This is a genomic window from Kitasatospora sp. NPDC085879 (genome assembly GCF_040686255.1).
In the GTDB taxonomy this organism is placed as follows: Bacteria; Actinomycetota; Actinomycetes; order Streptomycetales; family Streptomycetaceae; genus Kitasatospora.
In genome coordinates, this window is sequence record NZ_JBFBJZ010000024.1 from 1 (window position 1) to 24,644 (window position 24,644).

The following is a 24,644-nucleotide window of genomic DNA, read 5'->3' on the forward strand; positions in this document are numbered from 1 at the left end:
TCCACCCCGAAGGGCTTCACCGTTCGACTTGCATGTGTTAAGCACGCCGCCAGCGTTCGTCCTGAGCCAGGATCAAACTCTCCGTGAATGATTACTCGGCCATGCTTAATTAAAAGCCGCCGGTTCACACTCGCGTTGAGCGGCACGGCAACCACCGGAATAGGCGGCCCCGCGCACTGCGTCCTCGCTGTGTTATTTCAAAAGGAATCTCCAACCGATCCAAACGGACCGGCCGGGGATGTCAACATATCTGGCGTTGACTTTTGGCACGCTGTTGAGTTCTCAAGGAACGGACACTTCCTTCGGACCGCCTTCCAGCGGACCCTCCGGGCGTTTCGCTCTTTCGTGTTTCCAGCTTATCAGACCCGTTTGCCACTGTTTAACCAGTGCTTTACGTTCCCGACATCCGGAGTTAACCATCGCCGCGCGGCGACCTGAGCAACGATAGCCGGTCTCGGCCCGCGCGCCTAATCGAGGCGCGGCGTGGTCACCCGGACGGAGCACCCGCGGTCGGAGGCCGGCCGGGCGGGGACCCGAGCGGGGCCATCGTCTGCACGCCCCCACATGCCGTAGAGTGCCGCGCATCGACACAGAGGACTAGACCACTTACGTCGCGACAGGCCCGTCATTCCTGCGTCGACGGGTCGGTCTCGGGCGGTTCGGTGCTGTCGGAGCTGGGCGTCGCCCCGCTCGGCGCACTCTGCCGTTACGTGCCGGTATGTCCGAAGTTGACATGATTTAGGCTTCAGCTGATGCCGATGCCGCTGCTCCGCGGCCGCACGCGCTGTACTCCGCACCTGGGAGGCTCCACCATGACCACTGTGACCTCGCCGCTCGCCGGCCGGGCCGTCGGACTGGCCAACGTGCCGGACCCCGTCTTCTCCGGCGCGATGGTCGGACCCGGCACCGCCATCGACCCGGTGCGCGAGCCCACCGAGGCGGTGGCCCCGGTCGACGGCCTCGTGGTCTCCATGCACCCGCACGCGTTCGTCGTCGTCGACGCGGACGGCCATGGTGTGCTGACCCACCTCGGCATCGACACCGTCCAGCTCAACGGCGAGGGCTTCGAGCTGCTCGTCGGCAAGGGGGACGAGGTCAAGCGCGGTCAGCCGGTGATCCGCTGGAACCCGGCGGCCGTGGAGGCCGCGGGCAAGTCGCCGATCTCCCCGATCGTCGCGCTGGAGGCCACGTCCGAGGCGCTCTCCGGTGTGGCCGAGAGCGGTGACGTCGCGCCGGGCGGCGAACTCTTCACCTGGAACTGACTCCCGCTGGCCGGGTGAAAGGAATCTCTGAACGTGGAACCGATGCTTCGCGGCGTAGGGGTCAGCCACGGGGTCGCCATCGGCCCGGTGCGGCACATGGGGACGGCGGTGCTGGAACCCCCGGCGACACAGGTCCCGAGTGAGGACGCCCCGCGCGAGCAGGCTCGTGCCCAGGCCGCGGTGGACGCGGTCGCGGCCGACCTGATCGCGCGCGGCAACCTGGCCGGTGGTGAGGCGCAGGCCGTCCTCGAGGCCCAGGCGCTGATGGCGCAGGACCCGGAGCTGATGGCGGACGTCAGCCGGCGGATCGCGGTCGGCAGCAGCGCCGAGCGGGGCATCTACGACGCCTTCGCCGCGTACCGCGCGCTGCTGGCCGCGGCCGGCGATTACCTTGCCGGTCGGGTGGCCGACCTGGACGACGTCCGGAACCGGATCGTGGCGCGGCTGCTCGGCGTGCCGATGCCCGGTGTGCCGGACAGCGACGAGCCGTACGTGCTCTTCGCGCACGACCTCGCGCCGGCGGACACCGCGCTGCTCGACCCGGCTCTGGTGCTGGGCTTCGTCACCGAGGAGGGCGGGCCGACCAGCCACAGCGCGATCCTGGCGCGGGCGCTGGGCGTGCCGGCCGTGGTGGCGCTGCCCCGGGCGACCGAGGTCGCCGAGGGCGTCGTCGTCGCGGTGGACGGCAGCAGCGGTGAGGTGCTGGTGAACCCGTCCGCCGAACGGCAGGAGGAGCTGCGACGGCTGGCGGCCGAGCGGAAGGCCGCGCTGGCCGCGTCCTCCGGCCCGGGCCGCACCTCGGACGGGCACCTGGTGCCGCTGCTCGCGAACATCGGCGGCCCGGCGGACCTGCCGGCGGCGCTGGAGGCCGAGGCGGAGGGCGTCGGCCTGTTCCGTACCGAGTTCCTCTTCCTCGACGACTCCGCGAAGGCGCCGAGCGAGGAGAAGCAGTACGAGGCGTACCGGAAGGTGCTGGAGGCCTTCCCGGAGGGCCGGGTGGTCGTCCGGGTGCTGGATGCCGGGGCGGACAAGCCGCTGGACTTCCTGACGCCGGCCGACGAGCCGAACCCCGCCCTGGGTGTACGGGGTCTGCGGACACTGCTGGACCACCCCGAGGTGCTGTCGACGCAGCTGCGGGCGCTCGCCCGGGCGGCCGAGGGACTGCCCGTCCACTTGGAGGTCATGGCGCCGATGGTGGCGGACCGGCAGGACGCGCGGGCATTCGCGGACGCCTGCCGGGAGGCCGGGCTGGTGGCGAAGTTCGGTGCGATGGTGGAGATCCCGTCGGCGGCGCTGCGGGCCCGGTCCGTCCTGCAGGAGGTCGAGTTCCTGTCGCTGGGGACGAACGACCTGGCGCAGTACACCTTCGCGGCGGACCGGCAGGTCGGTGCGGTGGCGCGGCTGCAGGACCCGTGGCAGCCGGCGCTGCTCGACCTGATCGCGCTGTCGGCCGAGGCCGCGCAGGCGACCGGCAAGAGCTGCGGTGTGTGCGGTGAGGCGGCCGCCGATCCGCTGCTCGCCTGTGTGCTGACCGGTCTCGGTGTGACGAGCCTGTCGATGGGTGCCTCGTCGATCGCCTACGTGCGGTCGGCGTTGGCGAAGGTGACGCTGGCGCAGTGCCGGCGTGCCGCGGCAGCGGCGCGGGCCGCGGACAGCGCGGCCGACGCGCGCGCGGCGGCGCACCAGGTGCTGTCCGGCGAGTAGACGCCCCGGAGCAGGGCCGGGGCCGCAGGGGCGCTTCCACCGTGGGGGTTGGAAGCGCCCCTGCTCGGCTGTCCGGGCCCGGACTGCGGGGCAGGGCTCAGCCGCGGCGCTCGGCGCCCAGGCGCTCGAAGAACCGGAGGTGGTCGATGTTGTCGACCGAGCCCGGGTTCACCGCCTTCTCCAGCGGGGTGCCGGAGAGCAGCCGCTTCACCGGGACCTCGATCCGCTTGCCGGTGAGGGTGTGCGGGAGGCCGTGGACGGCGATGATCTCGTCCGGGACGTGCCGGGGCGAGAGCTGGGTGCGCAGTTCGGTGCGGACGCGGGCGCGCAGCGAGTCGTCGAGGTCAGCGCCGGGGGCGAGGACGACGAAGAGCGGCATCCAGTAGCCGCCGTCCGGCTCCTCGACGCCGATGACCAGGGACTCCGCGATCTCCGGGAGACGCTCGACGACCTCGTAGATGTCGGAGGAGCCCATCCGGACGCCCTGGCGGTTGAGGGTCGAGTCGGAGCGGCCGTGGATGACGACGGTGCCGCGGGAGGTGACGGTGATCCAGTCGCCGTGGCGCCAGATGCCCGGGTACATGTCGAAGTAGCTGTCCCGGTAGCGGGTGCCGTCCGGGTCGTTCCAGAAGCCGATCGGCATGGAGGGCAGCGGCTTGATGACCACGAGCTCGCCGACCAGGTCGGTCAGCGGGTGGCCCTGGACGTCCCAGGACTCGACGGCGGCGCCCAGGCACGGTGCCTGGATCTCGCCGAGGTGGACGGGGAGGGTGGGGACGCCGCCGACGAAGCAGCTGCAGACGTCGGTGCCGCCGCTGACGGAGGCGAGCCAGACGTCCTTCTTGACCTCGTCGTAGATCCACTGGAAGCCGTCGGGCGGCAGCGGGGAGCCGGTGGTGCCGATGCAGCGCACGGCGGAGAGGTCCAGGTCGGCGCCGGGGTGGAGGTCGGCCTTGCGGCTGGCGATGACGTAGGCGGCGGAGGTGCCGAGGACGGTGGCCCGGGTGCGGGCGGCGACCGACCAGAGTGCGCCGGTGTCGGGGTGCCCCGGGCTGCCGTCGTAGGTGACGATCGTGGACCCGACGAGGAGGCCGGCGACGAGGAAGTTCCACATCATCCAGCCGGTGGAGGTGTACCAGAGGAAGCGGTCGTCCGGGCCGAGGTCGAGGTGGAGCGAGGCCTGCTTGAGGTGCTCGACGAGGATGCCGCCCTGGCTCTGCACGATGGCCTTGGGCAGGCCGGTGGTGCCGGAGGAGTAGAGCACCCAGAGCGGGTGGTCGAAGGGGACGGGCTCGAAGACCGGCTCGTCGTCGCCGCCGACCAGGTCGTCCCAGGCGAGGGCGCCCTCGGGGGCCGGGCCGCCGAGCAGCGGGATGTGCACGACGGTGCGCAGCGAGGGGAGTTCGCGGCGGAGTTCGGCGACGACCTCGGTGCGGTCGTGGTCCTTGCCGCCGTAGTGGTAGCCGTCGACGGCGAAGAGGACGGTGGGCTCGATCTGCTGGAGCCGGTCGAGGACGCTGCGGGCGCCGAAGTCGGGGGCGCAGGAGGTCCAGACGGCGCCGACGGCAGCGGTCGCGAGCAGGGCGACGACGGCCTGCGGGATGTTCGGCAGGTAGGCGCCGACCCGGTCGCCGGGGCGGACGCCGCGGGCCCGGAGGGCGGCGGCGAGCGAGCCGACCCGGCGGCGCAGCTCGGCCCAGCTGAGGGCGGTGGGCTGCTCGGTGGTCTCGTCGAGGTGCAGGATCGCGGGCCGGTCGGCGCGGTCCGGGTCCTCGGCGGCGCGCAGGGCGTGCTCGGCGTAGTTGAGGCGGGCGCCGGGGAACCAGCGGGCGCCGGGCATCGCCGGGTCGGCGAGGACGGCCTCGGGCGGGGTGGTGAAGCGGACGTCGAACCACTCGGTGACGGCCGTCCAGAAGCGCTCCAGGTCTTCGGTGGACCAGGCCTGGAGGTCGGCGTAGCGGGCGGCGGCCTGCTCGTCGTCGTCCGCGGGGGCGAGCGGGGCCGCCGGTGCGCCGTGGTGCTCTGCGGCCCAGGCCTGGAAGGCGACGATCCGGGCGGATGCGGCGCGGGCCGGGTCAGGGCGCCAGAGCGGTCGGCCTTCGGGTGGGGTGCTCACGGTGGTGGTCTCCCGGGGTGGTGCGCCCCCGCCCGGGGGCCGGGGGCGGTGGGCGGGGCTGCTTGTGGCGGGCGCCGCCCGCGAGGTGGCTGACGAGCAGACCTTGCCATGTGATCGTCGGGTGCGCCAGAGCCCCCCGGGTGGCGGCGGGGTGTGGCGGCCGCGCGTGGTGGGTGGGCGCGGCGGGTGGGGCGGCGCCCGTGATCAGACCAGGTGGGAGTACTCGCCGTTGAACCAGGCGTGGGCGACCCGGGTGTGGAAGGGGAAGGCCAGCCGGGAGGCGATGGGGAGGAACTGCCAGCCCTCGGTCTCGGGGGTGGGGACGGACGGCGGGAGTTCCTCGATCCGGCGGGCGGGGAGCATGCCGAACAGGCAGAGGAAGCCGCCCGCGGTGTCGGAGTCGGTGGCGACCAGGGTGACCCGGGCGTGGTCGGCCTCGATGCCGGTCTCCTCGCGGAGCTCGCGGACGCAGGCCTGCTGCCAGCTCTCGCCGTAGTCGATGTAGCCGCCGGGCAGGGCGAGCTCGCCGTAGCCGGGCTCGATGGTGCGGCGGATGACGACGAGCCCCTCCGCTTCGGGTGAGACGACGGGCAGCAGGGTGACGACCACGGGCAGCGGGTTGCGGTAGCTGATCTCGCTGCAGCCCGGGCAGGTGCGGGGCCAGCCCGAGGTGCCGGGGCTGTAGGCGGTGCCGCACCAGTGGCAGTGGGTGCCGGGGCCGTAGGTCTTCCGGTCGGCCTGGTCTGTGGTCATGGGGTGGATGGTACTGCGGTGAACGGGGGCTCTGCGGAGGCGTTTCTGACGGGCCGTCGGGCCGTGGGACTCGAGGAGTACGGGGGTGCGGAGGCGGTCGGCGATCGCGTCGGACCAGTCCCGCCGGTCCGGGCCTGGGTCGGTGAGGGTGCCCGGGCGGGCCCGAAGCAGGGCCTCGGTGAGGCGGCTCTGGGCGTCGAGGTCGCCGCTCATGCCGGTGCCGATGGCGTGCAGCGGTGCGCCGTCCAGCTCGTACGTGTCGCACAGGCGCAGCTCGGGGTGGCGGGCGGGGGCGTCGAGGTGGGTGAGGGCGAGGGCGTCGGCTCCGCCCGCGGCGGCCAGGGCGTAGCGGTGGCCGGGGGTGTCGAAGTGTCCGAGGCGGAAGGCGCCCTGCCAGCGGCCGGTGCCGTTGTGGGGCTCGGGCAGGTCGAGGGACTTGTCCTCGGTGGGGAGCGGGCCGGGGCCGTGGCGGGTGGTGTAGGTGCGCAGGACGCCGAGCCGCAGCGCGGCGGCGGGTGCGCCGGCCTCGGCGAGGAGGGTCTCGGCATGGGCGAAGGTGGTGGTGGACCAGGTGGTGTACGGGTGGAAGCCGTGCCACTCGTCGAGCAGGACGCCCTGGGCGCCCTCGAAGATCACCGGGCCGGTGCGGAGCAGGCGGGCGAGGTGGCCCTCGTCGGTGAGGCGGACGCGGGCCGCGAAGGCGGTGAAGGCCTCGACGCAGGCGGCGGGCGGCGGGGCGTCGAGATCGGCCGGGGTGAGGCCGAGCCGGTCGGCGAGGCGGTCGCGGAGCAGGGTGAGGCGGGTGAGCAGGCGGGCGGGGCGGGTGCAGTCGTCGGCGGTCGGGGCGTCGTCGGGGTGGTCGAGTGCGTAGCGTGCGGTCTCGCCGATGCCGAGGCCGCAGGAGCCGTGGCGGTCGTGGCCTCGGCGCTGCTCGCGGATGCGGTTGGCGGCGGCGTGGTACGGGGTGGTGAGGAGCGCGCGGCGGTCGACGGTGAGCAGGGCGAGCGGGTCGGGCACGCCGAGGGCCGCCAGGTGGTGGGCCTCGGCGGCCAGGGCGAGCGGGTCGACCAGCATGAAGCGGGAGAGATGGGTGGGGACGCCTGCGAGGGTGCCCGAGCCGAACTGGGCGAAGGTGTGGTGGCGTCCGTCGTCGGTGACGACGTTGTGGGCGGCTTGCGCGCCGCCGTTGTGGCGGACGACGGCGCGGGCCGGGTGGGGGCTCTCGGGGCCGAGCGGGCCTCGGCAGAGGTGGTCGACCACCGTCCCCTTGCCGGCGTCCCCGAAGCCGAGGTCGCAGACGATGACGTGCCCGTCGAGGGGGCCGGTGCCGGGGCCTGCGGGGCGGGTGTCGGTCACGGCGGTACCCCTTCGGTGCCGAGGTGCGGAGGTGCGGAGGTGCGGACGTGCGGACGTGCGGACGTGCGGACGTGGGCCGGCCACCCGGCGGTGGTACCGGCTCAGAGGCGGGTGGTGCCGGTGGTGGCGCGGTCGTCGGGGGTGAGGAGGGACGTGCCGGGGACGGCGGGGGTGCGGGAGTGGCGGGCGAGGGACTGGAGGGCCTTGCCGACGGTGGCGGCGGCGTCGGAGCCGATGTCGGTGAGGTCGTCGAGGCCTTCCTGGAGGTCGATGGCCTCCTCGCCGAGGCCGATGGTGAGGGCGATGGTCTCGCAGACGGCGTCGAGGTCGTCGAGTTCGATGACGTGCTGGCCGAGGAGCTTGCGCCAGGTGTCGAGGACCTCGGTGTTGCCGGCGTGGGCGGCGCCGGCCGGGAGGATGAAGTAGACGTGGAACAGCTGCCGGAGCTCGGCGAGGATCGCGGTGATCGGAATGTCCTCGGGGATGTCCTCGCCGAGGACGGCGCGGACCTCGCGGGCCTTGACCTTGCCGTAGGGCAGTTCGTCGCCGATGAGGAAGAGGTAGCCCTTGCGGCCGCGGCGCTCGACGCAGTCGAGTGAGGTGTGGCGGGCCATGGCGTACATGGCGAGCTCGTAGGACTCCGTCATCTGCCCGCCGCCACCGCCTTCGAGCAGGATGTTGCCGAGGTGGTCGTCCATCCGGTTGTCGGACTCGAACTGGCCGAGCTGGAGCGGGACGCGGTCGCAGGTGGCGTCGCCGACGGCGCCGAAGAGGATCTGCGGGTGCTCGGTGTAGCCCTTGCGCAGGAGCAGGCCGAAGAGTTCGGGGAGCTTGGTCTGCAGGGTGCGCGGGACGGTCTGCATGGAGCCGGTGACGTCGAAGAGGACGGCGACGGCGAGCGAGGTGGGGTGCTCGTCCGAGTCCCGGCTCTCACGGGTGGTGAGGCCGTGCGGGTCGAGGGTGGGGTGGGCCTTCCAGCCGGAGCGGGCGCCGCGGGTGGTGGCGTCGCTGTAGGCGAAGGCGCTGGCGCCGGTGCCGGTGCGGTAGTGCGCGGCGGCGTCGTAGACGTCGGTGGACCAGGTGCCGCTGCCCATGGGGGCCTCCTCAGATGGTGGGTGGCAGGTGGAACGGCCGGAAGGTGCGCGGGCCGTAGAGGGTGTGGAGCAGGTCGTCGAGCTCGGCGAGGAGCTTCCAGGCGTCGTGCGGTCGGCGGGGCTCGGCGGGCAGGGTGCAGCCGGTGATGAAGGCGCGGATCTGCCGGGGCGCGCGGTCGCCCATGAGCTGCTGGACGCACCGGGTGGCGAGGTGGATGTCGGTGGCCTCGGTGACAGCCTGTCGGGCCGGGACCTCGGGCGGGTAGAGCGCGCGGTGGCGTTCGACCAGGGCGGGCGCGGGGGCGGGCGCGCCGGTGCCCGCGTAGCACCAGTCGACGAGGACGAGGCCGTGGTCGGCCGGGTGGACGAGGACGTGCTCGGGGAGGACGGCGCCGTGTCGGACGCCGGCCCGGTGGGCGTACCCGAGGGCGACGAGCAGGCGGCGCCAGATCCAGGCGGCGTCACGTGGGTCGAGCCCGTCGGGGTAGGCCCGCAGGATGTCGGTGAGCGGGCGCAGGCCGGGCCGGTGGACGAGGGCGTTGACCTGCCGCGGGGCGTCGGCCGGGTCGGTGGTGTCCTGGTGGCGGAAGGTCTCCAGCAGGGTCGGGGCGTAGGCGTGGAAGCGGCCGTCCCCGTGGCGGGCGAGCCCCGTGAGGGCGGCGGCCTCGCGGTCGAGGAGGTCGTTGTCGAGGGCGCTGCGGGGGATCTTCAGCAGGACCTCGGTGCCGGCCTCGGTGGTGGCGGAGCGCAGGACGGCGATGTCGCCGGTGGCCGCGACCGGCCCCAGCCGGTAGGTGTGCCGGCGGGTGCGGAGCTCGTCGGTGCCGGCGGCGGGACCGTGGTGCTGCTCCCAGAGCCGGCCGAGGGCGAGGAACGCGGCGGTGGCGCGGGACCGCTCGGCGGCGGGCGCGGTGTCCGGGTGGAGGAGCCGGGCGAGGCGGCGGTACCGGCGGGCGGCGTCTGCCGGGTCGGCGGGGAAGACGTCGTACGGGCCGCCGGCGGCGAGGACGGCGGCCGCCGCTTCGGCGAAGCCGCGCGGGGTCGCGCCGGGTGCGGTGGGCGGCCGGGCGGCGCGGGGCGCGGTCATCGGATGCCGTCCTCGTGGGAGGGGCGCAGCAGCGGCGGGTGGAGGAGGTGGGCGTCGCCGGCGTGGTAGGTGCGGGCGCGGGGACCGCCGCGGGTGCCGCCGCGTTCGGTGGTGGCGCCGGTGGACTCGACGAATCCGGGCACGGAGAGCACCTTGCGGTGGAAGTTGCCGGCGTGCAGGCGCTCGCCCCAGACGGCCTCGTAGACGGTGCGCAGCTCGGGGATGGTGAAGTCGTGCGGGAGGAAGGCGGTGGCCAGCGGGCTGTACTCGATCTTGGCGCGGGCGCGGTCCAGGCCGTCGGCGAGGATCGCGGCGTGGTCGAAGGCGAGTCGGATGCCGGGCCGCGCGCCGACGCCACCCCCGTGGGCGTCGGCGTGCGGCCCGGCCGTTCGGGGGTGGGCCGGGTCGAGTGCGGAGACCGGGTGCCAGGCGGCGGCCGCGGCGTCGCTGCCGGCCTGCGGGTCGGGCAGGTCGGGGGCGAAGGCGAGGTAGGCGACGGAGACCACGTGCATGCGCGGGTCACGGTCGGGGGCGCCGTAGCTGCCGAGCTGCTCCAGGTGGATGCGGCTGAGGGCGACGGCGGCCTCCAGAGTGCCCTGGAGGCCGGTCTCCTCGGCGAGTTCGCGGACGGCGGCGCCGGGGAGGTCCTCCTCGCCGGCGCGGAGGAAGCCGCCGGGCAGGGCCCAGCAGCCCTGGTAGGGCGGCTCTCCGCGTTCGACCAGCAGGACGTGGAGTTCGCCGCCGCGCAGTGTCAGGGCGACCACGTCGACGGTGACCGCCACGGGGGTGTAGGCGCGCGGGTCGTACTGCGCGAGCCACTCCCGCTCGGCGCCGCCCTCGGTCGCGTCGTCGGCTGCCATCGCCCACCTGCCTTCGGTCGTTCCTGCCGTACCTGTCGTGCCTGTGCCCCGCATTGCGGTGTCTGCGCCGCCGGACGGGTTGTTCTCCGAGTGAGAAGAACGTAGCGCAGTCGACCGACGACCGCCAGCCGTTTTCGATCACTCGTACGGGTGGATCCGGGACGGCCGGTGAAAGCGCCGATCGACGACCCGGCGGTCCGCCGTGGCCGCGGCCGCTCTACAGTTCAGGCATCCGCACCGTTCGGGCCGCCGCGCCGCGCACCGCAGCGCCGTCGCGCCCCACCGCAGCAGGAGGGACCGTGCCCGCCGCTCCCCCGTCCGCGGCCGCCCGCCCGGGCTTCGCCGCCGCTCTGGCGGCGGGGCCGCTGGTGCTGGACGGCGGGCTGTCCAACCAGCTGGAGGACGCCGGGCACGACCTGTCGGACGCGCTCTGGTCGGCCCGGCTGCTGGCGGACGCGCCCGAGGCGGTGGCCGAGGCGCACCTGGGATATTTCCGGGCCGGGGCGCAGGTGGCGATCACGGCGAGCTACCAGGCCTCGTTCGAGGGGTTCGCGCGCCGGGGCGTCGGCCGGGCGGAGGCCGAGCGGCTGCTGGCGCTGAGCGTCCGGTTGGCGCGGGACGCCGCGCGGCGGGCCGAGGCGGAGGGGGCGGCCGGGCCGCTGTTCGTGGCGGCGTCGGCCGGTCCGTACGGCGCGATGCTGGCGGACGGCTCGGAGTACCGGGGGCGGTACGGGCTGAGCGTGGCGGAGCTGGAGCGCTTCCACCGGCCGCGGCTGGAGGTGCTGGCGGCGGCCGGCCCGGACGTGCTGGCGCTGGAGACCGTCCCGGACGCGGTGGAGGCGGAGGCGCTGCTGCGGGCGGTCGACGGTCTCGGGGTGCCGGCGTGGCTGTCGTTCAGTGTCGCGGGCGACCGGACGCGGGCGGGGCAGCCGCTGGCCGGGGCGCTGGGCCTGGCCGCGGGGGTGGACGCCGTGGTGGCGGTGGGGGTGAACTGCTGCAGCCCGGACGACGCGGACCGGGCGGTGCCGGTGGCCGCGCGGGCGACCGGAAAGCCGGTGGTGGTGTATCCGAACAGCGGCGAGAGCTGGGACGCCGGGGCACGCGGCTGGCGGGGCGGGTCGACCTTCCGGCCGGAACGGGTGGCCGGCTGGCTCGCGGACGGGGCGCGGCTGGTCGGCGGGTGCTGCCGGGTCGGCGAGCGGGAGATCGCGGGGCTCGCCCGTGCGGTGCGCGATGCGGGGTGAGCGCGGCCGCGCACGGCGTGCGGGGCGGTCGGTGCGCTCTCGCGCGCGGTGCGGAGTGATCGGAAAGGTGCGCATCCGGCCGTCGGCCTGGCAGACTCGTGCCGTCAACACTTCGGTCGACAATGTCGACCGCCTGTCAGGGGAGGTAGCCAATGCCCGGCCCGATCCAGTCGCTCTCCCGGGCCGCCGCGATCATGCGCCTGCTGGCCGGCGGTGAGCGCCGGCTCGGGCTGTCCGAGGTCGCGACCGCGCTCGACCTGGCCAAGGGCACCGCGCACGGCATCCTGCGCACGCTGCAGCAGGAGGGTTTCGTCGAGCAGGACCCGGAGAGCGGGAAGTACCAGCTCGGTGCCGAGCTGCTGCGGCTCGGCCAGAGCTACCTGGACGTGCACGAGCTGCGGGCGCGCGCCCTGGTGTGGGCCGACGACCTGGCCCGGGCCAGCGGCGAGACGGTCTACCTGGGCGTGCTGCACCAGCAGGGCGTGCTGATCGTGCACCACGTCTTCCGCCCCGACGACACCAGGCAGGTGCTGGAGGTCGGTTCGATGCAGCCGCTGCACTCCACCGCGCTGGGCAAGGTGCTGCTGGCGTACGACCCGGTGGCCCGCGGGCAGCTGGGCGACGGCCCGTACGAGCCCTACACGCTGCGCACACTGACCGATCCGGTGGACGTGGACGCGGAGTGCGCGCTGATCCGCGAGCGGGGCTGGGCCGACTCGATCGAGGAGACCTGGGAGGGGGTGGCCTCGATCGGTGCGCTGATCCAGGACCGGCGGCGCAATCCGGTCGGCGCGGTCTGCGTGAGCGGCCCGGTGGAGACGGTCACCGAGGACGGCTTCGTCAAGCCGTCGCTGGTCGCCTCGGTGCGCAGCGCCGCCCGGGCGATCTCCCGGGACCTGGGCGCCGGGCGGTTCTGACCGCCGGCCGCAGGCCGTTCACACGTTCGCGCGGGGCGCGGACGGGCAGCAGCCCGTCCGCGCCCCTTCGCATGCCCGGCGGGGCCCCGAAGTGCGCCCGGAACCCCGTCCGGGGCCGCCCGTTCGCCCGTTCCGCCGACGCGCACCGCCTGTCCGGCGCGTCCCTGCGTCCTCGTCCGTCACAGGTGCGTAACCCTGCCTTGACGTGGAGGGTGGCAGCGGTAGAAGCTTCCGCATGTCGGTCGACATTGTCGAACGGCGGCCGGGAAGATCCGCTCCCACTGCGCTCACCCGCACCGGATCGCCCCGGCACACCTGCCCCCACCCGCACCTCCGGGCCACCAGGACAAGGGAGTCTCTGTGTCCGCTTTCTCCAACGGCGACATCTTCGTCGGCGAAACCCTCGGCACCGCCGCTCTGATTCTGCTCGGCGGCGGCGTCTGCGCCGCGGTCACGCTCAAGAAGTCGAAGGCGATCAACGCCGGCTGGCTCGCCATCACCTTCGGCTGGGGCTTCGCGGTCCTCATCGCCGCCTACATGTCGGCCCCCAAGTCCGGCGCCCACCTCAACCCCGCGGTCACCCTGGCCATCGCCGCCGAGACCGGCGACTGGAGCAAGGTCCCGCTGTACATCGGCTCCCAGATGCTCGGCGCGTTCATCGGCGGAGTCCTGGTGTGGGTCACCTACCTCGGCCAGTTCCAGGCCAACGAGGACCCCACCCTCGGCATCTTCTCCACCGGTCCGGAGATCCGGAACCCGATCCAGAACATGCTCACCGAGATCATCGGCACCTTCGTGCTCTGCCTGGCCATCCTCACCCAGGGCCTGAACAAGGGCCTCGGCCTCTCCGGCACCGGCATCCTGATCGTCGCGCTCACCGTGGTCGGCATCGGTCTCTCGCTCGGCGGCCCGACCGGCTACGCGATCAACCCGGCCCGCGACCTCGGCCCGCGCGTCGCCCACAGCCTGCTGCCGATCCCGAACAAGGGCAGCTCGGACTGGTCGTACGCGTGGATCCCGGTGGCCGGCCCGGCCATCGGCGGCCTGCTGGCCGGCGGTTTCTACCACATCGTCTTCTGAGCCCGACCGGGGTTTGCCCGGCACCCGTCCACGGGGACTGACCCCACGTCAGGCCCGCCCTGTCCTGAATCCCTCATCCAGATCCGAGGACCCCATGACTTCTGGCACCACGCCCACCGGGAACTACATCGCCGCGATCGACCAGGGCACCACGTCCAGCCGCTGCATCATCTTCGGCGCCGACGGCCGGATCGTCGCCGTCGACCAGCAGGAGCACTCGCAGATCTTCCCGCAGCCGGGCTGGGTCGAGCACGACGCCGCCGAGATCTGGACCCGCGTCCAGTCGGTGATCCGCGGGGCCCTGGAGAAGGCCGGCCTCACCAAGGACGACATCCGCGCCATCGGCATCACCAACCAGCGCGAGACCACCGTGCTGTGGGACAAGAACACCGGTGAGCCCGTCCACAACGCGCTGGTCTGGCAGGACACCCGCACCGAGGCGCTCTGCCGCGAGCTGGGCCGCAACGTCGGCCAGGACCGCTACCGCCGCGAGACCGGCCTGCCGCTGGCCAGCTACTTCGCCGGCCCGAAGATCCGCTGGCTGCTGGACAACGTCGAGGGCCTGCGCGAGCGCGCCGAGGCCGGCGAGATCCTCTTCGGCACCATGGACACCTGGGTCATCTGGAACCTCACCGGCGGTGTCAACGGCGGCAAGCACGTCACGGACGTCACCAACGCCAGCCGCACCATGCTGATGAACCTCCACACCCTGGAGTGGGACGACAAGATCGCGGAGTCCATGGACGTTCCGCTCGCGGTCCTCCCGGAGATCCGCTCCTCCGCCGAGGTCTACGGCCACGCGGTCGGCGACCTGGCGGGCGTGCCCGTCGCCTCCGCACTCGGCGACCAGCAGGCCGCGCTGTTCGGCCAGACCTGCTTCGACGAGGGCGAGGCCAAGTCGACCTACGGCACCGGCACCTTCCTGCTGCTGAACACCGGCGAGAAGATCGTCAACTCGTACCACGGCCTGCTGACCACCGTCGGCTACCGGATCGGCGACCAGGCCCCGGTCTACGCCCTCGAGGGCTCGATCGCCGTCACCGGCTCGCTGGTGCAGTGGCTCCGCGACCAGCTCGGCATCATCTCGACGGCCGCCGAGATCGAGACCCTCGCCTCCACCGTCGAGGACAACGGCGGCGCCTACTTCGTCCCGGCGTTCTCCGGCCTGTTCGCCCCGTACTGGCGCTCCGACGCCCGCGGTGTGATCGCCGGCCTGACCCGCTACGTGACCAAGGGCCACCTGGCCCGGGCCGTCCTGGAGGCCACCGCCTGGCAGACCCGCGAGGTCGTCGACGCCATGCAGAAGGACTCCGGCGTCGAGCTCACCGCGCTCAAGGTCGACGGCGGCATGACCTCCAACAACCTGCTCATGCAGAACATCGCCGACGTCCTGGACGCCCCCGTCGAGCGCCCCTACGTCGCCGAGACCACGGCACTGGGCGCGGCCTACGCGGCCGGTCTCGCGGTCGGCTTCTGGAGCGACCTCGACACCCTGCGGGCCAACTGGCACCGCGCCGCGGAGTGGACCCCGCGGATGGACGAGGCCACCCGCGACCGCGAGTACAAGAAGTGGCTCAAGGCGGTCGAGCGCACCATGGGCTGGGTGGAGGAGGACGACCAGAGCTGACGCACAGCCGGCCGGGGCAGCGCCGCCCCGGCCGGCCTTCGTGACGTTCCGGCCCCGCCGCACCGGGGGCCGGGCCCCGGTCTCCCGGCGGAGACCGCACCGCACACCCGAGAGGAGACACGGCAGCCCGACCAGGCCGCCGTACACACACCATGGCTACCATTCCGACTCTGGGCGCCGGTTTCACCACCGCCCGCACCGCCTCCCGCGCCGAGACCCGCGAGCTGCTCGGCAAGGCCACCTACGACCTGCTGGTGATCGGCGGCGGCATCCTCGGCACCGCGACCGCCTGGACGGCGGCGCAGGCCGGTCTGAAGGTCGCCATGGTCGACGCTGGCGACTTCGCCGGCGCCACCTCCAGCGCCTCCTCCAAGCTCGTCCACGGCGGTCTGCGCTACCTGCAGACCGGCGCGGTCAGGCTGGTCGCCGAGAACCACAAGGAGCGCCGCGCGCTCGCCACCGACGTCGCCCCGCACCTGGTCAACCCGCTGACCTTCTTCGTGCCGGTCTACAAGGGCGGCCCGCACAGCGCCCCCAAGCTCGGCGCCGGCGTCTTCCTCTACTCGGCGCTCTCCGCCTTCCGCGACGGCATGGGCCGGGTCTCCACCGCCGCGCACGCCGCCCAGCAGGTGCCGGCGCTGCGCACCGAGGGCCTGCGCTCGGTGGCCGTCTACGGCGACCACCAGATGAACGACTCCCGGGTCGCCGTGATGACCGTCCGCGCCGCGGTCGAGTCCGGCGCGGTCGTGCTCAACCACGCCGAGGTCACCGGTCTGCGCTTCACCGGCGGCCGGGTCTCCGGCGCCGAGCTGCGCGACCGCCTGGACGGCAGCGAGTTCGGCGTCAGCGCCCGCCTGGTGCTCAACGCCACCGGCCCCTGGGTCGACCACCTGCGGAAGATGGAGGACGCGGGCGCCGCCCCGTCGATCCGGCTCTCCAAGGGTGCGCACGTCGTCGTCAAGCGCCGCACCCCGTGGCGCGCCGCGCTCACCATCCCGATCGACAAGTACCGCGTCTCCTTCGCGATCCCGTGGGAGGACCACGTCCTGCTCGGCACCACGGACGAGGAGTACACCGGCGACCCGCTGGACGTCCGCGCCACCGAGGCCGACATCGACCAGATCATGGACGAGGCCGGCCACGCGATCCGCGACGAGCACCTCGACCGCGACCTGATCACCTACGCCTTCGCCGGCCTGCGGGTGCTGCCCGGCGGCCCCGGCGACACCGCCGCCGCCAAGCGCGAGACCGTCGTCAGCGAAGGCCGCGGCGGCATGCTGTCGGTCGCCGGCGGCAAGTGGACCACCTACCGGCACATCGGCCGCGCCGTGCTGGAGAAGCTCAAGCACGTGCCCGGTACCGGCCTGGCCGAGGACATGTCGCCCTTCCCGGCGACCGTGCCGCTGCCCGGCGTCGGCGCGCCGAACGCCGTCGCGCACCGCCTGCTGGTCGACCGCGAGCCCGGCTCGCGGATGGAGCCGCTGGTCGCCAAGCACCTGGCCAGTCACTACGGCACGCTCTCCTTCGAGATCGCGCACCTGATCGCGCAGCACCCGGAGCTCGGCGAGCCGATCCACGCCGACGGCCCGGACGTCTGGGCGCAGGTCGCCTTCGCCGCCGACAACGAGTGGGCGTACACCGTGGACGACGTGCTGCGCCGCCGCACCACCATGACCGTGCGCGGCCTGGACACCCCGGAGGTCCGCCAGCAGGTCGAGGCCTTCCTCGCGAAGCGTGGGAAGAACAAGTAAGCACAGCCTCGCGAAGCCTGGGAAGAACAAGTAAGCACAGCAGCGGGAAAAGCATTCGCCCCCTTCGCCGCCCGGCGCCTAGCGTCGGTGCGGGGAAGGGGGCGGTGTGCATGGTGCGCAGGACGCCGCAGGAGAAGAAGCGGCTGAGCTACCTGAAGGACCGCCGGAACGCTTTCGGCGAGAACGACAAGAGTTCGCGCCGGAGCATCCGGCGCAACAAGCGGGCGGTGAACAGCGCCAACCGCCGGCTGCACCGGACGGTGCTGGCGGTGCTGGACGGCCGCCCGGTCGGGGACCGGGCGGCCGAGGTGGCGGAGCGTGCCGCCGGGCGGCGCCCGAAGCGCTGGCGGAAGACGCCGGACGCCCCGCTCGGGGAGCTGCTGGCGCAGCGGGCTAGACGATCAGGCTGAGCGGCAGGATCAGGGCGATCGCGACGACGGAGATCACCGTCTCCATGACCGACCAGGACTTGATTGTCTGGCCGACGCTCATCCCGAAGTACTCCTTGACCAGCCAGAAGCCGGCGTCGTTGACGTGCGAGAAGAAGAGCGAGCCGGCGCCGATCGCCAGGACCAGCAGGGCGGAGTGGCTGCTGGACATGCCGGCGGCGAGCGGGGCGACGATGCCGGCGGCGGTGATGGTCGCGACGGTGGCGGAGCCGGTGGCGAGGCGGATCAGGACCGCGATCAGCCAGCCGAGCAGCAGGGCGGACACGTGCCAGTCGGTGGCCCACTCGCTGACGGCCTGGCCGACTCCGACGTCGATCAGCGTCTGCTTGAAGCCGCCGCCGGCGCCGACGATGAAGACGATGCCTGCGATCGGGCCGAGCGAGGCGGCGACGGTGTCGGAGATCCGCTGCTTGTCGAAGCCGGCCGCGCGGCCGAGCGTGACCATGCCGAGCAGGGTCGCGGCGAGCAGGGCGATCAGCGGCGAGCCGATGAAGTCGACGATCCGCTGGATGCCGGCCTTCGGGTCGTCGACCACCACGTCGACCAGGGCCTTGCCGAGCATCAGCACGACCGGCAGCAGGATGGTGACGAGTACGGCGCCGAACCGCGGGGTGTGCTCGGGGCGGACGGCCGTGGGCAGCTCCGTCCGGGTGGCCGTGGCCGTCGCGGACGCGGTGCCGGCCGGGGCGCTCCCGTGCGGGGTCCCGTCACCGCCACCGGCAACGTCACCGTCGGCAGCGGCGGTGTCCGGGCCGGGGGCGGCGTCGTAGCCCGGCCCGGCAGGCATCGTGAGCGGGCCGACCCAGCGCTCGGCGATCCGGCCGAAGAGCGGTCCGGCGACGATCAGGGTGGGGACGGCGATCAGCAGGCCGAAGGCGAGCGTGACGCCGAGGTCGGCCTTGAGCGCGTCCACGGCGACCAGTGGGCCGGGGTGCGGGGGCACCAGGCCGTGCAGCACGGAGAGGCCGGCGAGGGCGGGGATGCCGATGCGCATCAGCGGGACGTTGCCGCGGCGGGCGACCAGCAGCACGATCGGGATCAGCAGGACGACGCCGACCTCGAAGAAGAGCGGCAGGCCCAGCACGGCCGCGATCAGGGCCATCGCCCAGGGCAGCCCGCGCTTGCCGGTCCGGGCGAGCACGGTGTCGGCGATGGTGTTGGCGCCGCCCGAGTCGGCGAGCAGCTTGCCGAGCATCGCCCCGAGGCCGATGAGCAGGCCGACGCCGGCGACGGTGCTGCCGAACCCGGTGGCGAAGCTGGTGAGCAGCTTGTCGAAGGGGGCGGCGGCGACGGCCGCGAGCAGGCCCGAGCCGAGGAGGAGGGCCAGGAAGGGGTGCAGCTTCAGCTTGGTGATCAGCAGCACGATGGCGCCGATGCTGAGCAGCACCGCGATGAGCAGTCTGCCGTTGCTGTCGGTGTGCGGCAGGGCCGGTGCGGCGGCCGCGAGCAGGGAGGTGGGGGTCACGCGAGGTCTCCGTTGACATGGCCCAGCAGGGCTGCGGCCGACTCGACGAGGGTAGCGGGGGTGGGGCCGACATCCAGTACGGCGCCGTGCTCGTCGGGCCGGAGCGGTTCGAGCGCGGCGTACTGGGAGTCGAGGAGTGACGTCGGCATGAAGTGGCCGACGCGGTGGGCGAGGCGGTCCCGGATCAGGTGGTGTCCGCCGCTGAGGTGCAGGAAGAAGGCGTTCGGGCAGTGCTCGCGGAGGGTGTCGCGGTAGCGCCGTTTGAGGGCCGAGCAGGTGACGACGCCGCCGGTGCCGGCGGCGGCGCGCCCGCCGAGCCAGTCGCCGAGGGCGTGCAGCCACGGTTCGCGGTCCTGGTCGTCGAGCGGGATGCCGGCGCTCATCTTGGCGATGTTGGCTTCCGGGTGGAAGTCGTCGGCCTCGGCGTACGGCACGCCAAGCCGCTCGGCGAGCAGTTCGGCGACGGTGGTCTTGCCGACGCCGGACACGCCCATCACCACGACGACGGGCGGCTGGTTCTCGACGCTGAGAGCCATGGGTGGTGCTCCTCTTCTGCCTGGTCCGCGCTCACCTTGACGCAAAGGTATGACTTATTCAAGCGGTCGCAATCCAATCGTCATACTTTTGCTTCCCGATAGTCTGGCCCGATGGAGATCCAGGGCCTGCCCGGCCGACTGCTCGCCGACCTCGGCCCGGCCATCGCCGGCGGTGAGATCCCGGTCGGCGCGGTGCTGCGCACCGAGGAGCTGGAGGAGCGCTTCCGGGTCTCCCGCACGGTGGTCCGCGAGGCCGTCCGCATTCTCGAGTCGATGCGCATGGTGGCGCCGAAGCGGCGCATCGGGATCACCGTCCGGCCGAAGACCGACTGGGACGTCTTCGACCCGCTGGTGATCCGCTGGCGGCTGGCGGGCGCCGACCGGGCGGCCCAGCTGCGCTCGCTCGGCTCACTGCGGGTGGCGGTGGAGCCGGCCGCGGCGGCGCTGGCGGCCGTGCACGCCGACGACGACGACCGTCGCGAGCTGAGCGCCCTGGCGGTGGAGCTGACCGTCACCGCGCGCGCCGCGGACCTGGAGACCTTCCTGGCGCACGACATCGCCTTCCACACGATCGTGCTGCGCGCCTCGGGCAACGAGATGTTCGCGCACCTGAAGGACACGGTGGGCGCGGTGCTGACCGGCCGCACCGAGCACCACCTGATGCCGCACCAGCCGCGGCCGTACGCCGTGCAGCTGCACCGCGAGGTGGCCGAGGCGATCTGCGCGGGTGACGCCGAGCGCGCCGAACGGGCGATGCGCACGATCGTCGCGGGGGCGCTCGACGAGCTGAACGCGACCCTGGACTGACGGTCCGTCCGGTCCGGACGGCCTGATTCCGGGGTGAATCGGGGATTTCCGGGCATGGCGGGCCGGAGCTGGGGCAGGGTGGTGGATGCCGGGCGGGGTGCGCCGGAGCACACCCCGCCGCGCTCCGCACGTCCGCCGCGCCGGGGAGGCCCGCCGATGTCCGCCGTTCGCCGCCGTCTGCCCGACGAGGTGCGCTCCACCGCGGTGCGCGCGCTGCTCAGCCTCGCCCTGACGCTGGTGGCGCTGATCGTCGCGGTGCTGGCCTCGTACGCGGCGAGCGGACTGCTGGCGCCCGCCCTGCTGCTGATGGGCCTCGGCGTGTTCGGCACGGCGTGGAGCCTGTTGGAGATCCTGATCTCACGTCAGATCGCGGCGCAGCGGCAGCGCGGGCCGAACTCGGCCTCGCCGCTGGCGGGCAGCCGGGAACAGCGGCGGCGCCCGGCGGGTCGCCGGGCGCCGCTGGAGAGCAGCCGGGTCTGGCGCTGACGGCCGGTCAGCCGCGGGCGCCGACCGCGTAGCCGTACTGGCGGGGCCAGCTGCGCTCGGCGCCGAGCTCGCGGGCGGCGTGCAGCGGCCAGTACGGGTGGCGGAGCAGTTCGCGGCCGAGCATCACCGCGTCGGCGCGGCCCGCGGCGACGACCTCCTCGGCCTGGGCGGGCTCGGTGATCAGGCCGACCGCGCTGACCGGGACGCCCGCCTCGGCGCGGATCCGCTCGGCGAACGGGACCTGGTAGCCGGGGCCGAGGGCGATCGCGGCGTTCTGCACGTTGCCGCCGCTGGAGACGTCGACCAGGTCGATGCCGAGGGCCTGCAGCTCCTTGGCGAGCAGCACGGTCTCCTCGGGCGTCCAGCCGCTCTCGCCGTCCAGCCAGTCGGTGGCGGAGACGCGGAAGAACACCGGCAGGTCCTCCGGCCAGACCGCGCGGACGGCGGCGGCGACCTCCAGCGCGAACCGGGCGCGGCCGGCGAAGGAGCCGCCGTAGCCGTCGGTGCGGTGGTTGGAGTGCGGGGAGAGGAAGGAGTGGATCAGGTAGCCGTGCGCGCCGTGCACCTCGACGACCTGGAATCCGGCCTCCCGGGCGCGGACCGCGGCGGCCGCGAAGTCCCGCACCAGCTCGGCGATCCCGTCGGCGGTCAGCTCGTCCGGCACCGGGCAGCCGGCGCCGAACGCGATCGGCGAGGCGCCGACCGGCTGCCAGCCGCCGTCCGCCGGGGCGAGCGGCTTGGAGCCGTCGTTGGGGCGGCCGGTGGAGGCCTTGCGGCCGGCGTGGGCGAGCTGGATCGCCGGGACCGCGCCGTGCGCGGTGATCAGGGCGGCGATCCGGGCGAGGGCCTCCTGCTGCCGGTCGTTCCACAGGCCGAGGTCGTACGGGGAGATCCGGCCGTCGGCCCGGACGGCGGTCGCCTCGGTCATCACCAGGCCGGCGCCGCCGGCGGCCCGGGAGCCCAGGTGGGCGAGGTGGAAGTCGGTGGCGACGCCCTGCTCGGGCCCGTCCGGCGCGGCGGAGTACATGCACATCGGGGCGAGCCACACCCGGTTGGGCACGGTCAGCGAGCGGAGGGTGATCGGCTCGAACAGGGCGCTCACGGCGGCTCCTTCGGCGGTGGCCGGACAGGCCGGCGGGGATGTCCTGCTGGTGCTGATCAGTACGATAACTCTCGTACTACGACACCTGTCAAACTACGATGACCCTCGTACTATGAGGGGGTGACCGAGACCAGCCACGACACCTGTACGCCCTTCCCGGAGCCCGCCGTCGGCGAGATCCGCCTGGAGGCCGTGCTGCACGCGCTCGCCGACCCCGTCCGCCTGCGGATCGTGTCCTCGCTGGCCGGCTGCGCCGACGAGGTCAACTGCCTGGCCTTCGACGTGCCGGTGGCCAAGTCCACGCTCACCCACCACTTCCGGGTGCTGCGGGAGGCCGGGGTGATCCGGCAGTTCCGGCGCGGCACCTCCAAGATGAACTCGCTGCGCACCGAGGACCTCGCCGCCCGCTTCCCCGGCCTGCTCGACAGCGTGGTCGCCGGCCACCGCGCCACCGGGGCGCGTCCGACCTGACGTCTCGCCCGGGGCCGCCGCGGCTCAGGCCGTCGGCACCCGGATGCCGCCGCGCAGCTCGGCCAGCAGCACACCCTGGTCGGCGATCATCTCGGTGAGGATCCGGCGCGCGGCGCGCAGCAGTTCGGCGACGTCCGGGGTGCTCAGCTCGTAGACGACGGTGTTGCCCTCACGGGTCGCGGTGACCAGATTGGTGCGGCGCAGCACGGCCAGCTGCTGGGAGAGGTTCGACGGCTCGATGTCCATCGCGGCCAGCAGCTCGCGGACCGGACGGGGACCCTCCTGGAGGAGTTCGAGGACACGGATGCGGGCCGGGTGGCCGAGGGTCCGGAAGAACTCCGCCTTGGCCTGGTAGAGCGGGACCGCCATGCTCAGTCGTCCTCGTCTTCCTCTTCGTCCGGCGCGTGGGGCAGCTCGACACCGTGCCGCGCGGCGATCCGCAGCAGACTCGCGATCCGCCCGCGGTAGGCCTGGACTCCGTCCTCGTCACCCGCCTCCCTGGCGGCGGCGAGGTCGTCGCGGGCCTGGACCAGCTGCGCCCCCAGCTCCTCGCGGAACAAGTCCGTCACGGCTGACCTCCGTTGCCGGCAGCGGCGCCGGCCCACCACCCGGGGACACGCCCCTGGGGTCCAGCATCCAAGACCGGCAAGACTTCTTCAAGTTTCCGACCGAGTACGACACCTCGCCCACCGGAGGGTGTATCGGGGCCGCCGCACCTGCTCCGCGGGCCGGTGCGGCGGCCCGCGGTCAGCCGCGGAAGCGGTGCGCCGCCCGGCCTCGGACCCCGGGCGAGCAGGCGAAGATCCCGCCCGCCAGCGGCTGCTCGGCGAGCTGCGCGGGGGTGAGGTTCTCGGTGGCGGTGGTGATGTACAGCGTGTCGAGGCCGGGCCCGCCGAAGGCGCAACTGGTGGTCACGGTGGCCGGGACGCGCACGACGGTGTCGAGGGTGCCGTCCGGCAGGTACCGGCAGACCGTGCCGGCGAAGGCCACGGCGACCCACACCGCTCCCTCGGCGTCGACCGCGAGGCCGTCCGGCACGCCGCCCTCGGGCGCGGCGAACGGGCGCGGGTCGAGCAGCCGCCCCTCGTGGTAGCGGTACGCGCGGACCTCGCGGGTCGGGCTGTCGGCGTAGTAGGCGGTGGCGCCGTCCGGCGACCAGTCGAGACCGTTGGAGATGGTGACCGCGGGCAGCGCGGTGTGGACGGTGTGGTCGGGGTCGAGGCGGTGCAGGGTCCCTCGGCCCGGCTCGTGCGAGTAGGCCATGGTGCCGGCGAGCAGGCGGCCCTCGGCGTCGCAGACGGCGTCGTTCATGCGCAGTTCGCCGCCCGCGGGGTCCAGGTCGGCGATCCGGGTCAGCCGGTCGCCGTCGAGGACCGCGAAGCCGTCGGCGACGGCCAGCACGAGGCCGCCCGCCTCCCGCAGCGCCACCGCACCGACCGGCAGGCCGGCCTCGAACAGGGTCCGCTCGCCGGTGGCCGGGTCCCAGCTGTGCACCCGGCCGGCCAGGATGTCGACCCAGCGCAGGACCTGGTGGCGATCGTCCCAGAGCGGGCTCTCGTTGAGGTGGGCACGGTCGCGGACGACCGGCTCGGCGTGCAGGGTGCGGGGCATGGGGGCTCCTGGTCGGGCGTTGCGGGTGCGGGTGCCTTGCGCGACGGCGCCGGTGGGGGACGGCCCGGTCTCAGGGGAGAACGATGCGGTGATGCGTGGTCAGCCTGCGCTGCTCGTCCAGGATGTGGAAGGCGAGCATCGGCGGGTGGTCGAAGACGATGCCCTCGCCGCCCTCGAACGGCAGGGTGACGGTGGAGACCACGCCGGGTGCGACGGCCAGCGGCAGGCCGGCGAAGGCGGTCGCCGCCGGGGTGTGCGCGTGGCCGCAGAGCACGGCGGCGACCTGCGGGTGGCAGCGCAGCACGGCGGCCAGGCGCTGCTCGTCGAGGAGCCGGATCTCGTCGACGTACGGGGCGTGCAGCACCACCGGCGGGTGGTGGAACGCCACCACGGCGGGGACGTCCCGGCGGGCGCGGCTGAGGGTGGTGTCCAGCCAGGCCAGGGTCTCCTCGTCGATCCGGCCCTCGTCCCGGCCGGGGATGCTGGAGTCGGCCGCCAGCACGGTGAGGCCGGGCAGTTCGTGCAGCCGGTTGACCGGGCCCGCGGACGGCTCCTCGCCGAGCAGCCCGGCCCGGTAGGCCTCACGGACGTCGTGGTTGCCGGGGCAGGTCAGCACCTCCCAGCGCCCGGAGGCGAGCACCCGGGCGGCCGCCGCGTACTCCTCGGGCGCGCCGTGGTCGGCGATGTCGCCGGTGACCAGCACGGCGTCGATCCGGCCGGGCAGTGCCTCCAGGTAGGCCATCACGCGTGCCGCACGGGCCTCGGCGCGGGCGCCGCCGTCCGGCCCGTCCGGGCCGGGGCGGACCTGGCCGAGGTGGATGTCGCTGAAGTGGGCGATCACCGGCATGCGTTGCCTCCGAGGGATG

General features: G+C 73.7%; 23 protein-coding genes, 1 rRNA gene and 1 pseudogene. 11 read left to right on the plus strand and 14 right to left on the minus strand.

The genetic code is table 11. From position 1 onward, the window contains the following. Positions 1 to 88, minus strand: a 16S ribosomal RNA gene (locus tag AB0P35_RS19600); the annotation flags it as partial. 724 nt (positions 89 to 812) lie between these two features. On the opposite strand from AB0P35_RS19600, the gene AB0P35_RS19605 reads away from it, so the two are divergent. Together AB0P35_RS19605 and ptsP are read left to right on the plus strand one after the other, a co-directional pair. Next, complete coding sequence (locus tag AB0P35_RS19605) at positions 813 to 1,262, plus strand: PTS glucose transporter subunit IIA (RefSeq protein WP_363512147.1); 450 nt, start codon at positions 813 to 815, stop codon at positions 1,260 to 1,262. 33 nt (positions 1,263 to 1,295) lie between these two features. After that, entirely contained in the window at positions 1,296 to 2,966 is a 1,671-nt protein-coding gene (gene ptsP / locus AB0P35_RS19610; RefSeq protein ID WP_363512149.1) for a phosphoenolpyruvate--protein phosphotransferase, read from the plus strand. A 97-nt stretch (positions 2,967 to 3,063) separates the two neighbouring features. Here the strand turns inward: ptsP and AB0P35_RS19615 are convergent, their stop codons facing one another. The 6 genes and pseudogenes from AB0P35_RS19615 to AB0P35_RS19640 form a co-directional block, all read right to left on the minus strand. After that, positions 3,064 to 5,082 carry an acetoacetate--CoA ligase gene (locus tag AB0P35_RS19615; protein ID WP_363512151.1) on the minus strand — a complete coding sequence of 673 codons (2,019 nt, stop codon included), beginning with the start codon at positions 5,080 to 5,082 and terminating at the stop codon, positions 3,064 to 3,066. 204 nt (positions 5,083 to 5,286) lie between these two features. Further along, entirely contained in the window at positions 5,287 to 5,835 is a 549-nt protein-coding gene (locus AB0P35_RS19620; protein ID WP_363512309.1) for an NUDIX domain-containing protein, read from the minus strand. A gap of 243 nt (positions 5,836 to 6,078) precedes the next feature. Beyond that, positions 6,079 to 7,275: pseudogene (locus AB0P35_RS19625) on the minus strand (adenylosuccinate synthetase); the annotation flags it as partial. 17 nt (positions 7,276 to 7,292) lie between these two features. Next, positions 7,293 to 8,285 (minus strand): hypothetical protein, encoded by a 993-nt coding sequence (locus AB0P35_RS19630; RefSeq protein ID WP_363512153.1) that lies wholly within the window; start codon positions 8,283 to 8,285, stop codon positions 7,293 to 7,295. A 10-nt stretch (positions 8,286 to 8,295) separates the two neighbouring features. Then, positions 8,296 to 9,372, minus strand: a complete 1,077-nt coding sequence (locus AB0P35_RS19635) for a molecular chaperone DnaJ (protein WP_363512155.1) — start codon at positions 9,370 to 9,372, stop codon at positions 8,296 to 8,298. Next, a complete protein-coding gene (locus AB0P35_RS19640; protein ID WP_363512157.1) occupies positions 9,369 to 10,232 on the minus strand; it encodes an NUDIX domain-containing protein in 864 nt (287 codons plus the stop codon). Before AB0P35_RS19640 ends, AB0P35_RS19635 begins: the two co-directional genes overlap by 4 nt. Before the next feature lie 299 nt (positions 10,233 to 10,531). Here AB0P35_RS19640 and mmuM point away from each other — a divergent pair, with 299 nt between their 5' ends. The 6 genes from mmuM (at position 10,532) to AB0P35_RS19670 (ending at position 17,261) form a co-directional block, all read left to right on the plus strand. Further along, entirely contained in the window at positions 10,532 to 11,476 is a 945-nt protein-coding gene (gene mmuM / locus AB0P35_RS19645) for a homocysteine S-methyltransferase (RefSeq protein WP_363512159.1), read from the plus strand. Between the two features lie 152 nt (positions 11,477 to 11,628). Next, positions 11,629 to 12,393 (plus strand): IclR family transcriptional regulator, encoded by a 765-nt coding sequence (locus AB0P35_RS19650; RefSeq protein ID WP_095876374.1) that lies wholly within the window; start codon positions 11,629 to 11,631, stop codon positions 12,391 to 12,393. A 360-nt stretch (positions 12,394 to 12,753) separates the two neighbouring features. Beyond that, positions 12,754 to 13,473, plus strand: a complete 720-nt coding sequence (locus tag AB0P35_RS19655) for an MIP/aquaporin family protein (RefSeq protein WP_363512161.1) — start codon at positions 12,754 to 12,756, stop codon at positions 13,471 to 13,473. A 94-nt stretch (positions 13,474 to 13,567) separates the two neighbouring features. Beyond that, a complete protein-coding gene (gene glpK / locus AB0P35_RS19660) occupies positions 13,568 to 15,100 on the plus strand; it encodes a glycerol kinase GlpK (RefSeq protein ID WP_095876376.1) in 1,533 nt (510 codons plus the stop codon). Positions 15,101 to 15,252: 152 nt separating this feature from the next. Continuing rightward, the gene (locus tag AB0P35_RS19665; RefSeq protein WP_363512163.1) at positions 15,253 to 16,851 is read left to right on the plus strand and encodes a glycerol-3-phosphate dehydrogenase/oxidase; all 1,599 of its coding nucleotides are present in this window, start codon (positions 15,253 to 15,255) and stop codon (positions 16,849 to 16,851) included. Positions 16,852 to 16,961: 110 nt separating this feature from the next. After that, positions 16,962 to 17,261: a hypothetical protein gene (locus AB0P35_RS19670; RefSeq protein WP_363512165.1), complete on the plus strand. Its 300-nt coding sequence runs from the start codon at positions 16,962 to 16,964 to the stop codon at positions 17,259 to 17,261. On the opposite strand, the gene AB0P35_RS19675 is transcribed toward AB0P35_RS19670, so the two are convergent. Next, positions 17,245 to 18,765 (minus strand): SLC13 family permease, encoded by a 1,521-nt coding sequence (locus AB0P35_RS19675; protein ID WP_363512167.1) that lies wholly within the window; start codon positions 18,763 to 18,765, stop codon positions 17,245 to 17,247. The genes AB0P35_RS19670 and AB0P35_RS19675 overlap by 17 nt on opposite strands. Continuing rightward, a complete protein-coding gene (locus tag AB0P35_RS19680) occupies positions 18,762 to 19,301 on the minus strand; it encodes a gluconokinase (protein WP_095876380.1) in 540 nt (179 codons plus the stop codon). Before AB0P35_RS19680 ends, AB0P35_RS19675 begins: the two co-directional genes overlap by 4 nt. Positions 19,302 to 19,412: 111 nt before the next feature. Here AB0P35_RS19680 and AB0P35_RS19685 point away from each other — a divergent pair, with 111 nt between their 5' ends. Continuing rightward, on the plus strand, positions 19,413 to 20,108 hold the full coding sequence (locus tag AB0P35_RS19685; protein WP_363512169.1) for an FCD domain-containing protein: 696 nt from the start codon (positions 19,413 to 19,415) through the stop codon (positions 20,106 to 20,108). 156 nt (positions 20,109 to 20,264) lie between these two features. Further along, complete coding sequence (locus tag AB0P35_RS19690) at positions 20,265 to 20,594, plus strand: hypothetical protein (protein WP_095876382.1); 330 nt, start codon at positions 20,265 to 20,267, stop codon at positions 20,592 to 20,594. A gap of 7 nt (positions 20,595 to 20,601) precedes the next feature. On the opposite strand, the gene AB0P35_RS19695 is transcribed toward AB0P35_RS19690, so the two are convergent. Next, positions 20,602 to 21,696 (minus strand): NADH:flavin oxidoreductase/NADH oxidase, encoded by a 1,095-nt coding sequence (locus AB0P35_RS19695; RefSeq protein ID WP_363512171.1) that lies wholly within the window; start codon positions 21,694 to 21,696, stop codon positions 20,602 to 20,604. 120 nt (positions 21,697 to 21,816) lie between these two features. Here AB0P35_RS19695 and AB0P35_RS19700 point away from each other — a divergent pair, with 120 nt between their 5' ends. Next, a complete protein-coding gene (locus AB0P35_RS19700) occupies positions 21,817 to 22,167 on the plus strand; it encodes a helix-turn-helix transcriptional regulator (RefSeq protein WP_363512173.1) in 351 nt (116 codons plus the stop codon). A 24-nt stretch (positions 22,168 to 22,191) separates the two neighbouring features. Here the strand turns inward: AB0P35_RS19700 and AB0P35_RS19705 are convergent, their stop codons facing one another. The 4 genes from AB0P35_RS19705 to AB0P35_RS19720 all read right to left on the minus strand — a co-directional run bounded on the left by AB0P35_RS19705 (position 22,192) and on the right by AB0P35_RS19720 (position 24,625). Beyond that, positions 22,192 to 22,536, minus strand: a complete 345-nt coding sequence (locus tag AB0P35_RS19705; protein WP_363512175.1) for a metalloregulator ArsR/SmtB family transcription factor — start codon at positions 22,534 to 22,536, stop codon at positions 22,192 to 22,194. A 2-nt stretch (positions 22,537 to 22,538) separates the two neighbouring features. Continuing rightward, positions 22,539 to 22,736: a hypothetical protein gene (locus tag AB0P35_RS19710; RefSeq protein ID WP_095876386.1), complete on the minus strand. Its 198-nt coding sequence runs from the start codon at positions 22,734 to 22,736 to the stop codon at positions 22,539 to 22,541. A 178-nt stretch (positions 22,737 to 22,914) separates the two neighbouring features. Further along, positions 22,915 to 23,778, minus strand: coding sequence for an SMP-30/gluconolactonase/LRE family protein (locus AB0P35_RS19715; RefSeq protein ID WP_363512177.1), 864 nt, complete (start codon positions 23,776 to 23,778; stop codon positions 22,915 to 22,917). 70 nt (positions 23,779 to 23,848) lie between these two features. Then, on the minus strand, positions 23,849 to 24,625 hold the full coding sequence (locus AB0P35_RS19720) for a metallophosphoesterase (protein WP_363512179.1): 777 nt from the start codon (positions 24,623 to 24,625) through the stop codon (positions 23,849 to 23,851). Between the last annotated feature and the right edge of the window lie 19 nt (positions 24,626 to 24,644).